The following is a 21357-nucleotide window of genomic DNA, read 5'->3' on the forward strand; positions in this document are numbered from 1 at the left end:
AAACGATGTTCGCAGAGACCTTCAGAGCAACCTGGCGCACCCTTACCGCCCAGAAACGCTATACGCTTCTCAATCTGGCGGGTCTGGCGCTCGGCATCGCCGTTTTCCTCACGATGGCGCTGATCGTGCGGTACGAAACCAGTTATGATTCCAGCGTTCCCAACGTCTCGCATCTCTATGCCGTGGACGAAGCCTTCCGCCCGGCCGGACACGCACCGGCCGACAGCGATTTCATCAGCTTCGTGCCTTTCCCGTTCCTGAAGCAGGACTTCCCGGAAATCAGCGCCGTCATCCGGATCATGCAGGAAACGCTCGTGGTGCGGGGCGGGGCACTCCTCGCGCAGGAAAAGGTGACGATGACGGACCCGGAGTTCTTTTCCGTCTTCGCACTGCCCCTTCTCGCCGGAGACCGCGCCACCGCACTGGATGGCCCTGGGAAGGTCGTGATTTCAGCCGATATGGCGCGAAAATACTTTGGAACCGAACAGGCGCTGGGCAAGCGGCTGCGCATCGATAATGGCCAGACGGACGCGATCGTAACCGGTATTCTCGCCCCCCAGCCACCGAACCAGACGATGAAATTCGATCTGATCGAAGTTATTCCGACGAACTGGCTCTCCCGCTACGCCTTCACGAACTGGGGTTCGCTCTGGGGCACGATCTGGCTCCGTATCGATGACCCGCGCGCCCTCCTGCGCATCCGCGCCGGTCTCGCGCACTATCCCTACACCCATCCCGGAAACTGGACGAAGGCTCTACTTGAGGAAATGTTCGGGACCGGCGGACTGAACCTGCTGCCGCTGAAAGATTTTCATTTTCATGCGGCGGCCATCGGGGAAGGCGGCAACAGCCAGGCTCTCATCCGCATTCTGGGTCTGATTGGACTGGCTGGTCTGGCCACAGCCATTATCAACTATGTCAATCTGGCCACGGCACGCTCGGCCTTGCGTGCGCGTGAAGTGGCGGTGCGCAAGGTTCTAGGCGCGACACGTCCGCGCCTGATCGCGCAGTTCATGAGCGAAGCCTATCTAATGGTCATGATCGCTGCCGCTCTGGGCACGGCTCTGACGGAGCTCGCCCTGCACTGGGTCAATCTGTGGGGCGGCTGGAGCTTGTCGATGGACTGGGGATTTGTCCTGTCGGTTGATGGGCTGGTCGTGCTGGGTGCCGGAACACTGGCAGGCTTCTATCCCGCTCTGGTCATTTCTGGCTTTCGTCCGGCTGCGGTTCTCGCCGCCAGCAAAACCCCCGCGGGCGGGCGGATCGAGAGCGGACTGCGCTCCCTTCTGGTCGTGCTGCAGTTCAGCTTCGCCATGACACTCGCAATCTGCAGCCTCGTCATGAGTCTTCAGGCGCGTCATGTCCGGACACTGGATCGTGGCATGACGCAGGACGGGCTGATCGTCATCCCTGCGCTCGATGATTCCTCCCTCCTCAATCGCCAGCGCGACATCATGGCGCGTCTGGCCCAGGTGCCGGGTGTGCGGATCGCAACGCGGTCAGACATTTATCCCTATAACGCCGTCAACAACGAAGACTGGCTACGCGTTGGCCATCCCGAAAAGCACTCGATGAACTGGGGACGCGCAACCGAAGGGTATTTCGACGCGATCGGCGCGCATCTTCTCGCGGGGCGGTTTTTCGATCCCCATCATGGGCAGGATTATCCCGCCAACCCGTTCACCGCCGGCAACGGCACCAGCGTCATCCTGACGCGCCTCGCCGCCGAACGCTTCGGGTTTGCGTCTCCGCAGACTGCCATCGGAAAAGATATTCAGGAATCAGGCGCGCCTCAGACCTATCATGTCATCGGCGTCATCGACGATATCCGGATCCATTCGGCAAATGCCCCCATGAAACCGCTGCTGTTCACAGGGGCCTCTGGCTCGTTCCCCTATATCGGCGGCCTGATCCGCTATAACGGCGCGTCCGCGCAGATCGAAATGGAGCGCCTTGCAAAAGCCTGGGCCGAAATCGCACCGGACGTGGCTTTCTCTGCCCGGACAGCGTCAGACATTTTCGCCGAGGACTATCGTGCAGATGAAAGCCACGGCGCACTCTTCGGTATCGGCTCGACGATCGCTATCGCAATTGCCTGTCTGGGCCTTTACGGCCTCTCGGCGTTCAATGTCTCAAGACGACGTCAGGAAATCGGCATCCGCAAGGTCCTCGGTGCAGGAACGCGGGACGTGTTGTGGCTTCTCCTCACACAGTTTCTCCGTCCGGTCGCTTTCGCCAGCCTGATCGCATGGCCCGTCGCCTGGGGCCTCATGCGGATCTGGCTGTCCACATTCGATGACCGGATCAGTCTGACGCCCCTGCCCTTCCTCGCCGTTACGGCCGCGGCCATCTTCATCGCCGTCCTGACGATCATCACCCAGACCCGGCGCATCGCAACCCTGCCCCCCGCCACTGCCCTGCGCCAAAACGGATAACAGGCCGCACAGACAGCTCCCTCACGAAACCCAACCATGAATTAAATTCATAGAACAATGAAATAAAATCATTTTTGCTCACTGAACCTCTCGGGCATAACAGCATCCAACGCGTCTCAACATAACCGGCCTGAAAACTGCCGATTGGAAGCTGCACACACGTAAAATTCTCTACAGATCCCATCATGATCTGGAGAATTTCTGCCCGAGCAAGGTGAAACAGGAATGTCTGCCGAATTTACGTTCTCTATCAAAAAAACCCGGTTTGACGAAGACTATACGCCTTCGGACGACACACGCCTGACAACCAATTTCGCCAATCTGGCCAGAGGTGAACACCGGCGGGAAAACCTGCAGAGAGTTCTGCAGATGATCGATAACCGCTTCAATTCCCTCGCGCATTGGGACAACCCCAAGGCAGATCGCTATTCCATTGAGCTTGAAATCATTTCCATCGAAATGAACATCAATGCTGATGCAAAGCGTGACGTCTTTCCGCTCATTGAAATTCTCAACACGACCATTGTCGACAAGGTTAAAAACGAGCGGATCCCGGGCCTCTCGGGAAACAGTTTTTCGTCCTATGTTCGCGATTATGATTTCAGCGTCCTGCTTCTGAAACACAATCAGGGCCGTTCAGAGTTTCAGGTTCCCGATCAGTACGGCGATCTGCATGGCAATCTGTTCAAGGCGGCGATCCATTCGGCTGACTACAAAGCCCTGTTTGGCAAGGCACCCGTCATCTGCCTGAGCGTTTCCAGCAACAGAACCTATCACCGAACCGAAAACCAGCACCCGGTTCTGGGGACCGAATACGAACAGCGCGAATTTTCCCTGACCGATCAGTATTTCGGGAAAATGGGCATGAAAGTCCGGTATTTCATGCCCGCTTTTGCCACCGCGCCGCTGGCATTCTATTTCATCGGCGATCTTCTGTCAGACTATTCCGATCTGGAACTGATCAGCACGATCAGCACGATGGAATCCTTCCAGAAAATCTACCGGCCGGAAATCTACAATGCCAATTCCCCGGCATCCGACTGCTATCAGCCCACCCTGAAGCATCAGGATTATTCGCTGACCCGCATCGTTTACGATCGTGAGGAGCGCAGCAGGCTGGCCGTTGAACAGGGCGTGTTCACGGAAGAACGTTTCATCAAGCCGTATCAGGACATTCTGGGACAGTGGTCTGCCCAGTTTCCCGCCTGATCCATCAAAGACACCAAGGCCGCAATCATCATGAAAACACTTCTCCCGACCTCGACCGCTGGCAGCCTGCCGAAACCTTCATGGCTCGCAAAGCCGGAAACCCTCTGGTCCCCCTGGAAACTTCAGGGTGAAGAACTGGTCGAAGGCAAGCAGGATGCCCTGCGCCTGACGCTGGATAACCAGAACCGTGCCGGCATTGATATCGTCAGTGACGGCGAACAGACACGCCAGCATTTCGTCACGACGTTCATCGAACATCTGAGCGGCGTCGATTTCGAGAACCGCCAGACGGTCAAGATCCGCAACCGTTACGACGCAAGCGTGCCGTCCGTCGTGGGCGCCGTGTCGCGCGAAAAGCCCGTCTTCGTCGAAGACGCCAAGTTCCTGCGCAAGCTCACGGACAAGCCGATCAAGTGGGCTCTCCCCGGCCCCATGACCATGATCGATACGCTGCATGACGCCCATTACAAGAGCCGTGAAAAGCTGGCTTGGGAGTTCGCCCGCATCCTGAACCAGGAAGCCCGTGAACTTGAAGCGGCTGGCGTGGACATCATCCAGTTCGATGAACCTGCCTTCAACGTTTTCTTCGACGAAGTGAATGACTGGGGCATCGCCACGCTGGAAAAGGCCATTGAAGGCCTGAAATGCGAAACCGCCGTCCATATCTGCTACGGATACGGCATCAAGGCGAATATCGACTGGAAGAACACTCTGGGCTCGGAGTGGAGACAGTACGAGGAGATTTTCCCCAAGCTGCAGCGGTCGAACATCGATCTGATCTCGCTGGAATGCCAGAATTCGCGTGTTCCGATGGATCTCATCGAACTTATCCGCGGCAAGAAGGTGATGGTCGGCGCCATCGACGTAGCCACCAGCACCGTTGAAACACCAGAAGACGTCGCCAACACGCTGCGAAAGGCCCTTCAGTTCGTCGATGCGGACAAGCTGTATCCGTCGACCAACTGCGGAATGACCCCGCTGTCCCGCCAGGTCGCAACGGGAAAGCTAAACGCCCTGAGCGCAGGTGCTGCAATCGTTCGGAAAGAACTTCTGGGCTGACCTGTCTGACGGAGTGGAGGTCGGCATAGCGGCCTCCACTCCACGTCCTGTTTTACGGGATCAGAACGTCCTGATCCCCGGGACTGGCCGCAAATTTTATGAAATTGGTGAGATACTGGACGTCCTCGTCCGTTTCGCGCCGTCCCAGAAAAATCTGCTTTGCAATGCCATGTTTGCCAATCCTGATGGCATGCAGATCAAAGCGTGTGGCGTATTCCTCCACCAGCCATCGGGGAAGAACGGCCACGCCCCGGCCATGCGCCACCATCACCAGCATGATATCCGTCGTTTCGATCTGCTTCTGCTGACGCGGCGCAATCCCGGCGGGCTGTAGAAACTGCGTGTAAATATCCAGTCGTTCCGTCGGCACCGGGTAAGTGATGAGGATCTCATCCGCCAGTTGCTCAGGTGTGACGGATTGAACATCGCGCAATCTGTGGCCGCTTCCGACAACAAGAACGAGTTCATAGTCAAAGACGGGGGTGAACTTCAGTTCCGGCTTGTAGAGCGGATCCGGCGTTACGAGAATATCAATCTCGTTGCCCAACAGCGCCCCAATCCCCCCGAACTGGAATTTCTGTCTGACGTCCACATCGACTTGCGGCCAGCGTTCCAGATACGGCGAGACAACGTTGAGCAGCCATTGATAACACGGATGGCATTCCATCCCGATCCTCAGCGTACCGCGCTCTCCATTGGCAAACTGCTCCAGCCGCTCTTCAGCCAGAGAAAACTGTGGCAGGAGCCGGTTCGCAAGCGAAAGCAGCCACTGCCCGGCCTGCGTCAGAACCAGCGACCGCCCCTCGCGGCGCCAGATCTTCACGCCAAGCTGGATTTCGATCTTGCGGACCGCATGGCTCAGAGCAGGCTGCGTCAGGTTCAGTCGCGCCGCAGCCGCCGTCAGCGATCCCTCCCGGGCGACTTCCTGAATAATGGTCAGATGATTGCGTTCGAGAATGGCCATACCCTGTCAGTCATATGCACAAAATTCATATGCCGACAGGGAAATGTTCTTCCTGAAGCCCTGCGCCTAGTAGAATTTAAGCGTGTCGGCCTGAAGCCACGCGGTCGTTCCCGGAGCACAGGATAGACCGATCTCCAGATCGGTGATGTCCCGGCCTGTCCAGGGCCTGTGATGCGGATTGTCCACGCTTGCCAGACTGGTGAACGGAACCCGGATCGTCTGCCAGTGCCCAGACATCGGCAGGGATGCGCTCCAGGACGCTCCGACCGTTCCATTGGCCGTCATGCGCGCATCGCAGGACGATCCCCGCACCTCAACGGAAATCCCATGATAGGCCGAGACATCCACGGGCAGGATCGCGCCGGTCGAAAGCGGCACGGAAACACCCGCATAAGGCGTCTTCTGCTGCGCCATGGTCGCCGTCATGAACAGCACATGCCCTTTGCCCGCCTCGCGCGGCATGACTCCGGAGACCTCGACCGTGCGGTCCGGTCCGCGATCCATCGTGTCGGTCCGCAGCGTATCCAACGAGGACCGCCCATCCGTTCGCTCGAAATCATCCACAAGTTTCGCAGCAGGCATCGGCGCAGGCCATCCGGGCCGTCCATCGGCAGGCGGAGCTTCGAGCCCGTAGAGCGGCTTTCCATCCACCATGGTCATTGCCACATGATGAATGTCGGAAATCGTCTTCCAGGGCCGTCCATCAAAAACCGTCATATCCGCCCGCAGACCCGGTGCGATAACACCGCGGTCCTTGTCCTGTCCGATCAGGACCGCACTGGAATGCGTCGCAGCCGTCAGGGCCTGCGCCGGCGTCAGACCGGCACGGACCAGAAGTTCAAGCTCATGAAGCGTTGAAAGACCATGCGGCGTCGCAGGCATTCCCGCATCCGTTCCCACGCCGATAACGACGCCCGCGCGGAAAAGCTTGCGGACATTGCGCAGTGCATTGTCGAACAGGACACTGTTCGCAACGACCTTATGGTCGGAAGAATGAACCCATTTGTCCGGATCGAAAACCGAAAGTGTCGGGATCTCACCCATCCCGCTCTCTCGGATAACGCCGACTTCGCCGTCGGTCAGCACCCGGTCCTGAAGACCGTGCGCCAGCGAATCAACCTTTGCCCGCGCCGCAATCAGGCCCCGTTCGACGGTCAGGGTATGGGTCATGACTTTGAGACCCTTGACGTGAGCCTCCGCCACGGCCGCCGCCAGCGTGGCTTCGTTCATGCTGGTGTTGTCGGGCATGCGGTTATAGCGCCAGCCATCCGAGAAAATCTTGATCAGGTCCGGATGATAAGCAACCACCGCGTCAATCGCGGCTTTCGCGCTGTCCGGAGAACTGATCCAGCGCGTCGTGTTCTGGTCCGCCCAGTCCGCACCATGGCCACCCGGCGTGCTGATCCGGGCCGCAAAATTGACATGCGGCGCATCAAGCTTCACCAGCCATGCCCGCAAGGGCGCATAGGCTTCCGGCGCTTCGTTGAAATCGCTGACCGTCGTCACACCCGAACGCAGATAGGCGGCGGCGATGGATGGAAAATCAGTGGGGTCCCCCGCCACGGTCCAGTGCGTATGAAGATCGAAAAGCCCCGGCGTGACAGCCATGCCGTGCACATCAATGACATGCGCATTGGAAGGAACGGCGATATCCTTTCCGACCTCCGCAATCCTGCCATCACGGATCACAATGGTCTTCCGCGCCGCCGGAGCGCCCGTGCCGTCAAAAACGACGCCTCCCACGATTGCAGTCGTCTCCGCCATCGCCGCCGGAACAGCAGCGCACAGAAACGCCGCTCCAAGGCTCGCGGTCATCAGGGTTCGTTTCATCGTCTGCGTCTCTCAGTCCTTGGCGTTCAGTCTGGCTCGGAAATGGCCGGTTTCAAATCGGGGCGTCTTCCGAAAGCCACCCTCCTTCGCCCCCGCCGATGGGTGTTCCGGGCGGAATATTGGCGGCTGGCCGCGTTGTTTTTAACGCCTCACGCCCCAGACGTGCCTGATCATGCAGCAGGACACTCATTTCCTGACACCAGACCGCTTCATCCCCCTGCCCTTTAAACGCCGCGAAATTCCCGGCCGCCTGCCGGATAGCCCCGGAAAGAGCCAGCGCAACATCCGGCGAGGTATGCGGATCGTCGCGCGTCTGGGCCATGCTGAGAATGGTCCGATAGGCAATCCGCCGCTCCAGAGCCGTCTGGTGCCGGGACGCGACATCAGCCGTTAGCCTGTTCAGCAGATCGCCAAGGCCGGGCAGCGCAGGATCGCGAGCATTTTGCAGAACCATCCGCTCCAGACGGCCCGGCCCGAGCAGGGAATGTAGCGTGATCTCGGCCGCCGTCTCCGCCGCATTGAGTGGATCGAAAGTGGAAGACCCAGCCATCCGAAAGACTTCGGTATCGTATTGCGGATCAGAATTGCCATTCACGCCAGACGACAGCATGAGCGTCAGCGCGGGCGAAACGCTCAACACCTTCGGAGACAGCGTCTCCAGCAGGACATCCATCGCCGCATGCTGCCGCTTCGCATCCACCGACACCGGCAGCGGACTCTGTCCGTCAACAACGGCATAGCGGTAATCCAGCCCGCCGATCAGCTTGCCGACAGCTTCGACGTCATAACGATGCACCAGCCAGAGCGGAACGAATTTGCGACGCAGGTCAGATAGCCGCTCTCCCGGATGCAGGACATGAGGCCCAAAATGCGACAGCGCGATCTCACGCACCTTCAGCATCTGCCGCAGATCGTCCGGCGTATCGCCGCCATCCGTCCACATATTGTTGCCCGCGAGTGCGGAATCGCTGTCCCGGCCGTCGATATCGGTGCCGAAACGCATGCCCTGCGCCTCGATCGCTTTGGCCTTGAGCGCCGCGGCCTTCTCCGGATCCTCGCCAGGCTTCGGCTGACCGTACAACCAGTCGATGGCATAGCGGTCCCAGGAGCCGACACCCTTCGCATACGCATCGGAAAAATCGAGCTTATCTCCCGTTATCCCAATCCGGGGGCCGGGATAATCCATGACGGAGGCCCGGTCTTGCGTGCTGGCATAAAAATTATGCACAAGGCCAAGCGTATGGCCGACCTCATGAACGCCAAGCTGCCGCAGCCGGTCCAGCGAAATCCGGACAGGATCATCGGGTCGGCCGGTATTCTCGTCCTCAGTCCCCGCCAGCGCCTCGAAGATAATCAGATCCTGCCGAAGCCGAAGTCCTTCCAGCACCACATTTCCGCGCAGCACTTCGCCCGTCCGCGGATCAATCACACTGATCCCGTAAGAATAACTTCGGGTCTGACGTTCATTCCAGTTGACGATGTTATAGCGGATATCCTGCGGATCGACGCCCGGCGGCAGGATCTTCACCTGAAACGCATCAATATACCCGGCAGCGTCAAACGCGTTGTTCCACCAGGCGACCCCCTCGGCCAGAGCGGTCCGCACAGGCTCGGGCGCGGCGTTGTCGATATAATAAACAATCGGTTTTACAACCCGCGAGCGTGCTGCGGACGGATCGGTTTTGACCAGACGGAAACGGTTGGCATACTCGATCAGAACATTCTGCCCCAACGGTGCCCCGAAATCATAAACCGCCGTCCCATGACTGCCCGAGCGGATATCCAGCCTGCGCGGCACATATCCCGGCCCCGGAAGACGCACGAGCGAATGATGGACAATGAAGCTGATCTGATGCGGATCTGGGGAAAGCTGGCTGACTTCCTTTCCCGGACTGTCGGACGCAAAGGTCAGAACGGATTCCGCCTCGATATTATCCGGAAAAGCCTTGACGCTGGCTGAGTCCACCTGACTGAGGGCGGCAAGCTGATGAAATCCCTTCCCCCCGGCCTCAACCGTATCCGGCAGCTTCATCCCTCCGCCATTAAGCGTTTCGGCAATGGCCATCGTGTCATGGGTATAAAAAGGGGTAAGATCGACCACCGTATGCCCGGCCTGATCGACCGAAACGATATCCAGCATCGCAATCACACTGAACGGAAAACTCCGCCTGACCCCTTCCCGAACCTCCGCATCCCCCTGAGACATGAATTTCGGATTTTCAAAAATTACCGCAACCCGCGAGCCGATCCGGCGAAAAGCCAGAATATGCGTCGGTCCGAGCATCCCGTGATCCAGCCGGATATTAGCCGACCCGATCCCTGTCCGCAGCGCACTGGCATAAAGATAGCGTCCATACAGCCCGTCGCTGTCCGGTGCAGGAAGCGAAACCAGCGTTTTTCCGTTATGGGCATCGACACGGACCGTCAGCAGTGGCACCTCTTTCGCATCCTGAGCATATGCCCACGATCCAATGCCAGAACTTGCGGTTGCAATGGTACTGACGAGAAGCAGGAAACGGAGATTTCGTGACTGTCGAAGACATTTCAAAGAAAACATGAAGGCTTCCTGCATTCTCCAGAGAGGGGATTATTTTCAGAAATTCGCAGTAACGGCGACGCGGAAAACCCTTCCCAGATAATTGTAGAGGGACTCATTGGTCTGGGCATAGGCAGGCACGTTGTTTCCGTCAGGCCCGCTCCCGATCAGAACCGGTTTCGAATTGAGCATGTTGTTCATGACGAACGTTGCTCTGACAGGGTGGTTATAGGCCGTGAAATCATAGGCGATGGACGTATCGAAATAGACAGCACCCTTGATGTGGTTGTTGTTGATCGTCCGATGCTGCGGCGTCGAAACCGGGCAGTTCGTGGTGCACTGGACATAGTCGTTGCCATAAACACCTGAGCTGAAACCACGCGCCACAAGATTGAACGTATAGTTGTCTACCTTGTAGAAAGAGCTGATCCGGTAATTCCATTTCGGCGCGCTGTAATCGCCCGACAGACTACCGCCATTCACGCCAGCATAGTTGATCGGATAGACGTTGTTATCAACCGTATTGGAGATGTAGTGCGTGATTTCGCCATGGACCGAGAATGTCCCCGGCAGCTTCTTCCAGATTTTCGCAAGGCGAAACCTGTAGCTCGCCTCGATATCAAGCCCTCGCTCCTTCTGGCTGGCAAAGTTGAACGGTTGCAACAGAATGCTCTGCAACACGCCATTCGAATAATGGATGTTGTTGCACCAGGCCGTTCCGCCGGAATAGCAGAAATCAACAGCGTTCTGCCCGGTGACGGTCCCGATCGCATTGCTGATATTGATGCTGTAATAATCAACCGACGCCATAAAACCGGGCAGGAAACGCGGACTGAGAACCGTTCCTACCGTCCAGGTGTTAGAGGTTTCCGGTGAAAGACTGGTGTTGCCAGTCCGGATCTGCGTGAACGGCTGTGAACCCGGATCGGGCGAATTCGCCGGCAGAACCACGGTATTGTTCAGCGATGTTCCCGCAGCATAAAGCTCGTTCAGATTGGGCGCGCGGATATCATGGCTGTACGTCCCACGAAACTTGATGTCCTGAATAGGCGCATAAGTCGCACCCGTCTTCCAGGTCTCGACGCTTCCGGATGTGGAATAATCCGTATAACGCCCGGCACCATTGATATCGACGCCCTTCAGAACCGGCAGATCAAGCTCCACATAGCCTTCCTTGACGTTATAGGAGCCTTTGTTGGCCAGGAAGTTCCCGTACTGCCAGCCTGACTGATAGGCGGAGTTCACATAGCCCGACACCGACTCACGCCGCCAGTCGCCCCCCATGGCAATGGCTGCATTTCCGCCCGGCAGATGGAACATGTCCCCCCCGATATCGAAGGAGGCGACATGCTGCTGAAGCACCTGCTCACGCGCTGGCTGTCCCGTCTGGCCACCATAAATATAATTCAGCGCGGCGGCAGACGGCCCGCTCGTGTCAAGACGGTCAATCGGCACACAACCATTGCCGGGATTGCTGATCGTCGAACGGCACATGATCTGGCCGTTATGCATCACGGCATCCTGTGCCAGAGCCATCCGCGACACATTCCAAGTATTCTTCAGCCGGATATCATCAAGAGTCCGGCCATACTGGTAATACCAGTCCCAGTGCCAGTTATTTCCCGCAAACTTGAACTTCCCGTTCATCCCGCCGACATAACGAAACACCTGACGGCTTACATCGCTTCCCGGCACCGGAAAGCCCGCATTGCTCGTTCCCATATTGAACGAATTCAGACCGGCAGCAGCCATCTGGCTGGCGACCTGTGAATAATCGCGGTTCAGATAGGCATTGTCGCGATTAATCGTAACCCCAGTACTGGGAGTCTGCTGGTAATAGCTGCTCCCGATATACTTGTTCCAGGAAAACTGGCCGAAGATTTCGGTATGCTCGCTGATGTCGTAGGACGTGCGGTTAAAGACGCTGATGCGCTCCTCGCTCGGGGTCAGCGAGTTGGTCCCCACATGCCCTTTCAGCGTCTCCTCCGTATCCCCACCAATCATGTAAGGGCTCGAAGCCGCACTTCTCACACCATATTTGAGCTGCCCGGTCTGCCCCGGTGCTCCAAAATATGTTCCTGCAAGCGGCCCCGAACTGATCAGACCACCCGACGTATAGGTCGAGGGACCAAATCCTGACCCCACAAGCCGCTGTGGCTGACCATTGGTTGCGGTATAGGCCGGGTTGTTGATCTGGAAATATCCGCTGTCGTTCCAAGAACGATCAATCGTATCCACACCGAACTGCTGGTAATACTGCGCATCCAGCAGCACATGGAGCTTCCCGTTCAGGAAAGTCTTTCCCATGGTTGCGTTGAGCGTGTAATTCGGATCATCCGCATAAGTCGTAAAACCGGTATTGGCCGAGAGCTTCACGCCCGAGAACTTCTTGTTCAGAACAAAATTGACGACACCGCCCACCGCATCGGAACCATACTGCGCGGAAGCGCCCCCTGTCACAACTTCCACACGTTCGACAAGGTTCTGCGGAATGGTGTTGACGTCCACCAGCCCCGTGATGGACGACGGCACCGACCGCTGACCATCAATAAGGATCAGCGTCCGGTTGGCCCCCAGACCGCGAAGATTGACGGAGTTGATCCCGGCCAGCCCCGAAGACAGAAAGCCCGAACTGGTCGCAGACGTACTTCCCTGCGTCACCGCAGGAAGCTGGTTCACCAGATCAGAGATATTTGCCGGAACCTGGGCAGCGATATCCTCATGTCCCAATACTGTCACCGGCGTTGGAGAACTGAAGCCGTTACGGACAATATGGCTCCCCGTAACCGTCACCTGTTCCGCCGCACTGCTTTTGACAGACGTGACTTTCTGCAATTCCTTCTTTTTTGCAGAAGCCTTTACGCTGGTTCCAGAAGATAATCTATGTTCGACACCGGAACGTTCTGAGGAATTTTTTTTGACTTCTGCTGAAGGCGTTGCAGCATCTTTCACATCAGCCGCACACACAGCCGTCATCGGAAAAACACACAGGATCGACGTCGACAGAAGAGAGCGGGAAAAGCGGCCCAGCGGAAACTCTGTTTGTGCCATTCTAAGACATCCTGTGTGGTATTATGAAAAAAACTTTTACGAAAGTTACCCGATTGAAACAAGAAATTTGTCAGATATTTGCGCTTTGTATTATTTAGAACACTACCAGAACGTCTTTTCCCACAGACTGCAGGTTTCCCAGACATTCTGGCAGGTGCCTGAAAAACCTTAAAGCTGTAGGAGCAACTCGGTCAGCAGGTTCCATCTCACAGGGATACTGGAGATTTCTATATATTCCTGAAGGGTGTGTGCCCCGTCTCCCACGATGCCGAGCGCATCAAGGGTCGGAACTCCCATTGCGGCCGAAAAATTTCCGTCCGAGCCGCCACCCGTGGACAGGTCAAAGAGTGTCTGACCGTCCGCAATGGAAATGGCTTGCGCTTTTTCAACCAGCGCGGCGATTCCAGCGCTTTTCACATATCCAGGGCGGTTGATCTCACCTTCGACAACGAAACCGACATCCGGATCAACCGCTTTGAGGCCCAGAATACGCTCATTCATTTCTGTGCCGGTCGCGGCATCCGGAACACGCAGATCAACGACCGCAGACGCATGCTCCGCCACAACATTGGCGCCTGTGCCTCCGGAAATGAGACCAACATTGACAGTGATGCCCCGGCTTTCATCCGTCATGGCTTCAAGCGCCAGAATCTGATGAGCCAGTTCACGGATTGCACTGCGGCCTTCAGCATGCGCCCGCCCGGAATGAGCGGGACGGCCATGACATGACAGGAAGTACCGCCCAACGCCTTTTCGGCCGCTCACGATGCCATTTCCAGGACGTCCCGGTTCCGTTACCAGCACATATCTGGCTTTGGAGGCTTCCTCTTCGATCAATTGACGCGATGACGGGCTGCCGATTTCCTCATCTGACACAACCAACATTCGTATGGGCAAAGGCGATTGCCGGGACAGTCTGACCAGCGCCCGGAACCCCAGAAGAACGCCCGCTTTCATGTCAGCAATACCCGGCCCGTACAGCCTGTCTTCTTCCTGTTTCCAAGGCAGATTATGGGCAAGAGTACCGATGGGATGGACGGTATCGATATGACTGAGCAGCAGAATACCTTTTTCATTCGACATCCGTTCGGGATCGAAAAGAACGAAATGATCCCCTAGCGGAACACCACGGGTGTCCATATTGCCGCTGTGAATTTCAGCCGCCAACCCGACATCGCGGGCGCTGGACATGATCAGTCGCCCCAGTTCGTTTACCTTGTCAGGATTAGTGGTCGGCGTCTCAATACTGACCCATTCTTTAAGTTCCGCAAGAAACGACGACAGGTCTTCAGATGACATCTTCATAAAGAAAACTTTCAGAGAACTGGAAAATCAGGGCGTATTGAGGCCAGTCGCCAAAGAGACAGGCCTATCGCGCAGGCGCTTCCTCATCCACAGGAACGGAACCGTGGACAGCAGGGCCATGACCACCACATAAAAACACCATGAGACAGAGCTGCCTGTCCGGTTGATAATCACGGTGAAAATGGGCTGAGCCGAACCGCCAAACACAGTCACGGCCAGAGAATAGGCACAGCCCACACCCACGGTTCTGACAGGCATTGGAAACAGCCGCGTGAGAATACCGGTACCCGTTCCCGAGGCCGCGCCATGGAAAATGGCCAGAAATCCCAGAAGCGAAAAAACGACCGGAAACCCTGCGCCATGAGAAAACAGCATGAAAACCGGAACAATCGTACAGGCCAGAATGACACGACAGGTCACGACAATCGCGGTCTGGCCAAATGTTGACACCAGATACCCACTGGCAATTGCTCCGAATGCCGTACCGGCACCGATCGCAATATTCACTGATAGGGCCGGAAGCGCATGGAAATGCAGGTTTTTCTCAGCAAACAGCGCACAGTAGAGAAAGAAATACTGAAGCACGGTTCCGCCCGCCGTGATCAGCATGCCCGACAGAACCTCAACAGGCATTCCGGTGAAAACGGACAGAATATGAGGCGTCTTCTGCTGCCCTGGTTCGGGAACAAGAGTTTCCTCCAGCGCACCACGCAACCAGAGTCCGATCGGCCCAATCATGGCCCCGATCGCAAACGGAATGCGCCACCCCCAACTGGCAAGCTCATGATGGGTCAGTACAAGGCTGAGCAGGGCTCCCAGAAGTCCGGAAGCGATGGTCGCAAAGGACTGGCTCGCAAGCTGCCAGGACGCCGCCCGCCGCGAAGTTTTCGTATCGGGTGCGGACTCCACCAGAAACGCCGTGGCAGGCCCCATCTCCCCGCCGACCGAAAACCCCTGAAGCAGCCGCGCCACAAGAAGCAGGACCGGTGCGGCAATCCCGATCGCTTTGTAGCCCGGCAGAATGGCAATCAGCAGAGACCCGACGCACATCGAAAGCAGCGTCAGGGTCATGGCGGCTTTCCGCCCGCGCGTATCGGCATAATAACCGATCAGCAGAGCCCCCAGAGGCCGCGCGACGAAACCAAGACCGAACACGGAAACCGCCTGCAAAACGCGGACGTAATCATCCGTACTGCCGAAGAAATAATCCCCGATATAGGCCGCATACGCCGTAAAGACCGTAAAGTCGAAGAACTCCAGCGCATTGCCGACAGTCGCGGCAGCGATCGTTCGGGCGGTTTTTCTGCCTGTCATACATGCTGTCCCTTCTGGGCTGTAACGACGTTCGGCATCATCAGAAATTATAATTCAAACGGCCACCGACAAAACGGGGCGGCCCTGAAATCGCTGTCTGCACATTCGTGGCCTGAGAGCGCGTCAGATCATATTTCCGGTCGGCCAGATTGGTCGCATAAACCGTAGCGGACCATTTTCTCGAATTGGGCTCAAACGTCAGGAACGAGTTCAGAAGGAAATAGGCAGGGACAGTTCGGTAAGGCGGGTTGCCGGGAATCAGACCTTCTGCCCCACGATAGGAATAATCAACATCGAAGAGAACATGATAATGCGGAAGCACATGAATGGTATATACAGCAGAACCGTTCATTGAAATCTTGGGAATGCCGCTGTCAACACCATGATAGTTGCTGTAAAATGCCTGCCAGATACCGGTCTTGGCATAATAGGCGTTCACCTGTGCCGCATTGATCGAATGGAACTGGTCATAAACGCCCCGCTGATATCCCACGACCTGCGTCAGGGTCAGATCCCGCGTGGGATGCGCCTCCATGGAACCTTCAACGCCCCAGATGGTCGAGCGCGGCACGCTGACATAAGACCCCACAGACCCATAACTGGGAACAACAATGTTCCCGAGTACCTGCTGATCACGATAATCATAATAGAAGGCCGCGGCATTCAACCGTAGACGATGGGCGAAGAAATCGTTCTTCGTCCCGATCTCATAGGCCAGAATTGTTTCCGGCTTGATAGGCTGTGCCTGCTGCGCCACGACCGTATTATTGGCCGTAAACCCTCCGGGCTTCATGCCTTTGCGAATATCCGCGTAAAACAGACTGGTCGGCGTTGCCTGATATTCAATCCCGACCTTCCCGGTAAACTGGTTGGCGAGCGCACCATGCGTTCCGAAATTGAGGTCGTTATGCCCAAAGTGAATTGTCGTGAGATCGACAAGCTGCCGGGAGTCCGATTCATGTGAGATACTGCCAACAAAACGCAGGTTTTTCAGAACCTTGTACCCCAGCGTAACATACTGGTTGAACGTCTCCTGCGGCGAACTGAAACTCGTTTCAGACATGTACCCACGCAGGGCATAATCCGAGAAATCATAATAGTTGTTCTGTTTTTGCATGATCCGGTTGTAATAAAGACCGGCATCCCAACTGAATCGGCTCGTACTATCTTTCAGGTTGTGAAAACTGACTTCCTGCGTGAAGGAATTCGCAACCTGAGTGCGATAATCATCTGCCGTGGCATACGGCATACCGTCCTGATCCTGATATTCATGAAGCTGAACGGCATCGTAGGCGCTTGAAATGTCGAGTTGCCCGAACCGGAACCGATGCGCCATCGCCAGATGGAAACCCCAGTTGAGATCATTGAACTGGGGCTTGGTATCATGATAGCCGATCAGCTTCGCAAACGCCGGCTTGATGTCCCAGCCCGTCTGGTAATAGCCAAGATCGCGCCCATACTGTCCCGCAAAAGCCGAGAGGTTGTTATTGATCCTGAAACCCGGAGCTTCCGAGCGGTTCAAAGACCAATATCCGGTTAGATTGACGTCCGTGTGTTCATCCGGCTGCCAGGCCAGCTTGCCGCGGATCGCCCCGGTATGCTGGTCCCCGAGAGACTGCCCTGTATCACGGTTGGTATAGTACCCGCCCCCCTCAAGAAGCTCGGCCGCCAGACGATACTGAAGATTATGCGTGATGGAGCCGGTGACGAACGCATCGGTCTTGCTCCTGTTGTAAGACGCGAAGTCTTCGGCGATCCTGGCATGGAATTGTTTTTCCGGCGCCTTGGTCGTAATACGAACTTCGCCTCCCGTCGTGGTTTGACCATGCGTAAAGCCGGATGGTCCGGGATCAACCCCAATACTTTCGATATCGAACAGAGGCCCTGATGTCATGGACGAAATTGGATACGCCACGCCATCAATATAGGGCATGACCGAAGGCGTATTGTTCATGGTCAGATCGTTGAAACCAACACCCCGAAGATGAAAATTCAGCGCGCTTGAACCGTACTGAGTTTCAATTTGAAGGTTTGGCGCCAGTTTCTGAATATCCGTTGTGGTGATGACCGCGCGTTGCTGAAGCGTTTCCGAACTGATCATTGTGGTCGAGGAACCCACATGCTGTTCTGTATTGAAGCGCGTCGGCAGCTTACGCGTTGTCACTTTGATAGTTTCGGCATCCGTAGCTGTCCGGGATGTTGCATGGCCTGCATTCCTGTGACGCACCGAAGCGCTCCCCAAGGGTGCCGCGTGTTTGACGGCATGCGCCGGATGCATTGGCGCGGCTTCGGCGGAATAAAGAGTTGCGCCAACCGTACCGAAGACCAGCGCTGTTGTGAGTTTACAGCTTCGGGAAAGAACGCGCAGCACCATGAAAAGCTTCCTTGTAGGGGCCTGTCTATAACGTAAGAGCGAATTGCTGGACGCCCCAGATGACAGCCGGAAAACCCCTCTCGTTTCTTAAATGAAATATTAAAAAAACGATTGAATCCATGCCGTAACATCGACAAGAATGTTGCGTTCAATGCAACGGAGTAACGAAATGTTTGGGGGGCATGAATTAAGCGAGCGAACCCTGCAATATCTGGACGCAGTCGCCCGTTTTGGCAGCATCCGCTCCGCAGCTACGGCCATCGGTGTCAATGCGTCCACGATCAGTCGTCAGATTGCGGCCCTTGAAGACCAACTGGCCCTCAGCCTGCTCATGAAACGCGGTCGCGTAACGGCCCTGACGGAAATGGGGGAAGTCGTCTGCAATTATGGACGCGAACGGGCCCGCCTGACGCGGCGCTTCCAGAACAGTCTTCAGGAATACCGCACGCTGGAGCGGGGGCATGTCACGATCGGAAGCGGCGAAGGAATTGTCAGCGTTCTGATAAAGGCCGTTCTGCATCAGTTCGTTGCCAGTCATCCCGGCATCACCATTGAAATCCGCACCGCCCCCCTGCCCCAGCTTGTTCAGATGGTGCGTGATGATGAAGTCGATGTTTGTATTTACGCTGGCACAGCGCGCGACCCCATCCTGAACGCCCGCCCGTTCCAGACCGAACCATTATGCGCGATCCTGCCAGCCGCACACCCGCTGGCTACGAGAGACACCGTGACCATGGAGGATATCGTGGATAGTCCGCTGATCTTCTTTCAGTCCCACTTTGCCGCACAGACCTATGTCGATGCCATTCTGGAAGATCGGCAGCTTAACTGTTTCCCGGCTTACCGGTGCGATCTGTTCGGAACGGCTTTGTCCCTTGTCGCGCATAATCTGGGTATCGCTTTCATGACCAAAGGTGCCGCACAGGATTATATTGATCTCAATCGCGTCTGCGCCGTTCCTCTGGACCATCCTATTGCGAAATCCTTTGAACGTTATGCCGCCGTGCGCGCTGGCCGACGTCTGATGCCAGCGGCATTCGACCTGTGGCGGGATATTCTGACTGCCAATTCAGGAGTGTTCCAGACTCCTGCCTGACTCGTAGTCGTTGCCTCTTAAAAACATTTGGCATCACCATTTTGTCAGAGCGAACAAGAAATAGTCATTTCCATTATTGGCGAAAACTCAGGAAGAAAGCGCATCACACATCACGCTATTCCTTGAGGAGAGCGCCATTGGACACATTCTCTGATCCCAATCCGGTTTCGGCCACGCTCTCTCGCAGGCAGCTTCTGGCCCTTTCCGGTGCCTGTCTGACAGCGGTAGCCATAGGATCGGCCAAAAAAAGTTCCGCTCAAGAAATAGTGTCCTCAAATCGTGATGGCATTTCCGACTTCATGCTGCTTTCCGCCTTTGCAACCGGCCATAAAAACCTGGATCTCGGTATGGGATCGGCACTTTTCCTGGCTTTTGAGGCTCAGAAAGCGGATTTTCCAACGCAGGTCGCAGCCCTTCGTGAGCGTATCGCCAAAAACGGATATCCGGATGTCGAAGCGCTGGAGGTGGCTCTCGCCGGTGATCCTCTGCACGCCACGCTCCTCCAGATTATTCGCGGCTGGTACTCGGGCGTCATTGAAAGCGGAACGAATGCCAAGGTTTACGCCTTCGAAAAAGCGCTGATGTACCAGACATCCCGCGATGTCGTCGTCATCCCGACCTATGCTCATAACGGGCCGAATTACTGGGTTGCAGAGCCCGCTTCCGTTGCTGTCATGCCGGAATTCTAAGGGAATTATCTCAGTGATCATGCGATATTTTCGTCCCCTGTCCGGCACGGCCCTGACGACAGTCCTGCTCCTCTCCGGGACATCCGCTCTGGCGCAACCGACAGAGCCGACACCCGCCTCAGCCCATCGTCCCTCCATCAGTCGCGGTCACTATCTCGCGATCGCAGCGGACTGCGCAGCCTGTCATACCAATGGACGGGATGGTCAGTTTCTGGCTGGCGGATATGCCATTTCCTCCCCAATGGGGAATATTTATTCCACAAACATTACGCCATCGAAAAAATATGGCATCGGAAATTACACGCTCGAGCAGTTTTCACAGGCGTTGCGGCACGGTATCCGCGCCGATGGAGCACAGCTTTACCCGGCCATGCCATATGACGCCTATAACCGTCTGACGGATGAAGACGTCAAATCGCTCTACGCCTACATCATGAATGAGGTGAAGCCTGTAGACGCCCCCTCACCCAAGACGCAGCTTCCCTTCCCGTTTTCCATCCGCGCCTCTCTGGGCATCTGGAAAATTGCTGCACGGATCGAAGGCAAGCCTTATGTTTTCGACCATACCCATAACGACGATTGGAACCGTGGCCGTTATCTGGTCGATGAACTGGCCCATTGCGGCGAATGCCATACACCTCGTAATTTTCTCCTCGCTCCGGACCAGTCCGCCTATCTCGCCGGTGCGGACATAGGCTCCTGGCGCGCACCCAATATCACCAATGATCCCCAGAGCGGCATCGGCGGCTGGTCGGATCAGGATCTCTCTCAGTATCTGAAAACCGGCCAGACAGCGCATGCCCGTGCGGCTGGTCCAATGGCTGAGGCGGTCGAGCACAGCCTTCAATATCTGCCAGATTCGGACATTTCGGCAATCGTGACCTATCTCCGTTCCGTTCCGCCCAAAGCCGAAGCCGGAGAGACCGTCGCCAATTTCGCACATTCCGGCCGTCCGTCCAGCTACAGCGTGGCGGACGCCAATGCGCGCCGAAATAACAGCACTCTGGCCCAGACCACAGACGGCGCTGCACTGTATGAAGCCGTTTGTGCGAGTTGCCATCAATCCAACGGCAAAGGATCGCCTGACGGATATTATCCCTCCCTCGTGGGAAACACGACGACGGGTCAGCGCAATCCGAACGACCTGATTGCCAGCATTCTGTATGGCGTGGATCGTACGACGGAAAATCACGAAATCCTGATGCCCGCTTTCGGCCCAGGCTCTCTGGTTCAGCCGCTGACGGATGAACAGATCGCAACGATCGCAGATTACGTTCTCAGCCATTTTGGCAATGCACAGGCCACCGTTTCCGCAGAGGCTGTCAAACAGGTCCGCATGGGCGGCAAGCAGGTTCCGCTCGCTCAGCTCGCAAATCCGGGCGTGATGCTCCTGCTCGGGGCCGGTGGTGTCCTTGGGGTCATCATCGTGGTGGGTGGCATCTGGTGGCTGGTCAGCCGTCGCAAACAGCGTGTCGCTCAATAGAATTCAAGGATC

Annotated in this window: 14 protein-coding genes; 7 read left to right on the plus strand and 7 right to left on the minus strand. The window is 56.5% G+C overall.

Features of this window, described 5'->3' with window-relative positions; translation table 11 throughout:
• The first annotated feature begins 5 nt into the window (after window positions 1-5).
• The 3 genes from HKD28_RS11390 (at window position 6) to HKD28_RS11400 (ending at window position 4703) form a co-directional block, all read left to right on the plus strand.
• Window positions 6-2435: an ABC transporter permease gene (locus HKD28_RS11390; RefSeq protein WP_194268215.1), complete on the plus strand. Its 2430-nt coding sequence runs from the start codon at window positions 6-8 to the stop codon at window positions 2433-2435.
• Between the two features lie 225 nt (window positions 2436-2660).
• Window positions 2661-3644: a DUF1852 domain-containing protein gene (locus tag HKD28_RS11395; protein ID WP_194268216.1), complete on the plus strand. Its 984-nt coding sequence runs from the start codon at window positions 2661-2663 to the stop codon at window positions 3642-3644.
• Between the two features lie 30 nt (window positions 3645-3674).
• The gene (locus tag HKD28_RS11400; RefSeq protein WP_194262467.1) at window positions 3675-4703 is read left to right on the plus strand and encodes a methionine synthase; all 1029 of its coding nucleotides are present in this window, start codon (window positions 3675-3677) and stop codon (window positions 4701-4703) included.
• A 52-nt stretch (window positions 4704-4755) separates the two neighbouring features.
• Here HKD28_RS11400 and HKD28_RS11405 read toward each other — a convergent pair whose 3' ends face one another.
• From HKD28_RS11405 to HKD28_RS11420, 4 genes are all read right to left on the minus strand, one after another.
• Entirely contained in the window at window positions 4756-5667 is a 912-nt protein-coding gene (locus HKD28_RS11405) for a LysR family transcriptional regulator (protein ID WP_194268217.1), read from the minus strand.
• Window positions 5668-5733: 66 nt separating this feature from the next.
• Window positions 5734-7497, minus strand: coding sequence for an amidohydrolase family protein (locus tag HKD28_RS11410; RefSeq protein WP_194268218.1), 1764 nt, complete (start codon window positions 7495-7497; stop codon window positions 5734-5736).
• Between the two features lie 52 nt (window positions 7498-7549).
• Entirely contained in the window at window positions 7550-9934 is a 2385-nt protein-coding gene (locus tag HKD28_RS11415; RefSeq protein WP_207728970.1) for a zinc-dependent metalloprotease, read from the minus strand.
• Window positions 9935-10090: 156 nt separating this feature from the next.
• Window positions 10091-12868, minus strand: coding sequence for a TonB-dependent receptor plug domain-containing protein (locus HKD28_RS11420; RefSeq protein ID WP_207728971.1), 2778 nt, complete (start codon window positions 12866-12868; stop codon window positions 10091-10093).
• Here HKD28_RS11420 and HKD28_RS15590 point away from each other — a divergent pair.
• A complete protein-coding gene (locus tag HKD28_RS15590) occupies window positions 12855-13256 on the plus strand; it encodes a hypothetical protein (protein ID WP_207728972.1) in 402 nt (133 codons plus the stop codon). The genes HKD28_RS11420 and HKD28_RS15590 overlap by 14 nt on opposite strands.
• Here HKD28_RS15590 and HKD28_RS11425 read toward each other — a convergent pair.
• Genes HKD28_RS11425 through HKD28_RS11435 form a run of 3 tightly spaced genes read right to left on the minus strand, consistent with a single transcriptional unit; the run spans window position 13253 to window position 18077 of the window.
• Window positions 13253-14389, minus strand: a complete 1137-nt coding sequence (locus tag HKD28_RS11425) for a M20 family metallopeptidase (RefSeq protein ID WP_207728973.1) — start codon at window positions 14387-14389, stop codon at window positions 13253-13255. The genes HKD28_RS15590 and HKD28_RS11425 overlap by 4 nt on opposite strands.
• A gap of 27 nt (window positions 14390-14416) precedes the next feature.
• The gene (locus tag HKD28_RS11430; RefSeq protein ID WP_194268220.1) at window positions 14417-15703 is read right to left on the minus strand and encodes an MFS transporter; all 1287 of its coding nucleotides are present in this window, start codon (window positions 15701-15703) and stop codon (window positions 14417-14419) included.
• 40 nt (window positions 15704-15743) lie between these two features.
• Window positions 15744-18077, minus strand: a complete 2334-nt coding sequence (locus HKD28_RS11435; protein WP_194268221.1) for a TonB-dependent receptor — start codon at window positions 18075-18077, stop codon at window positions 15744-15746.
• 151 nt (window positions 18078-18228) lie between these two features.
• Between HKD28_RS11435 and HKD28_RS11440 the strand changes: the two genes are divergently transcribed.
• From HKD28_RS11440 to HKD28_RS11450, 3 genes are all read left to right on the plus strand, one after another.
• Window positions 18229-19173, plus strand: coding sequence for a LysR family transcriptional regulator (locus HKD28_RS11440; RefSeq protein ID WP_207728974.1), 945 nt, complete (start codon window positions 18229-18231; stop codon window positions 19171-19173).
• 137 nt (window positions 19174-19310) lie between these two features.
• A complete protein-coding gene (locus HKD28_RS11445) occupies window positions 19311-19862 on the plus strand; it encodes a sorbitol dehydrogenase family protein (protein ID WP_194268222.1) in 552 nt (183 codons plus the stop codon).
• Window positions 19863-19881: 19 nt separating this feature from the next.
• On the plus strand, window positions 19882-21345 hold the full coding sequence (locus tag HKD28_RS11450) for a cytochrome c (RefSeq protein WP_194268223.1): 1464 nt from the start codon (window positions 19882-19884) through the stop codon (window positions 21343-21345).
• The last annotated feature ends 12 nt before the right edge of the window (window positions 21346-21357 follow it).

Source organism: Gluconobacter cadivus, assembly GCF_015244745.1.
Lineage (GTDB): Bacteria > Pseudomonadota > Alphaproteobacteria > Acetobacterales > Acetobacteraceae > Gluconobacter > Gluconobacter cadivus.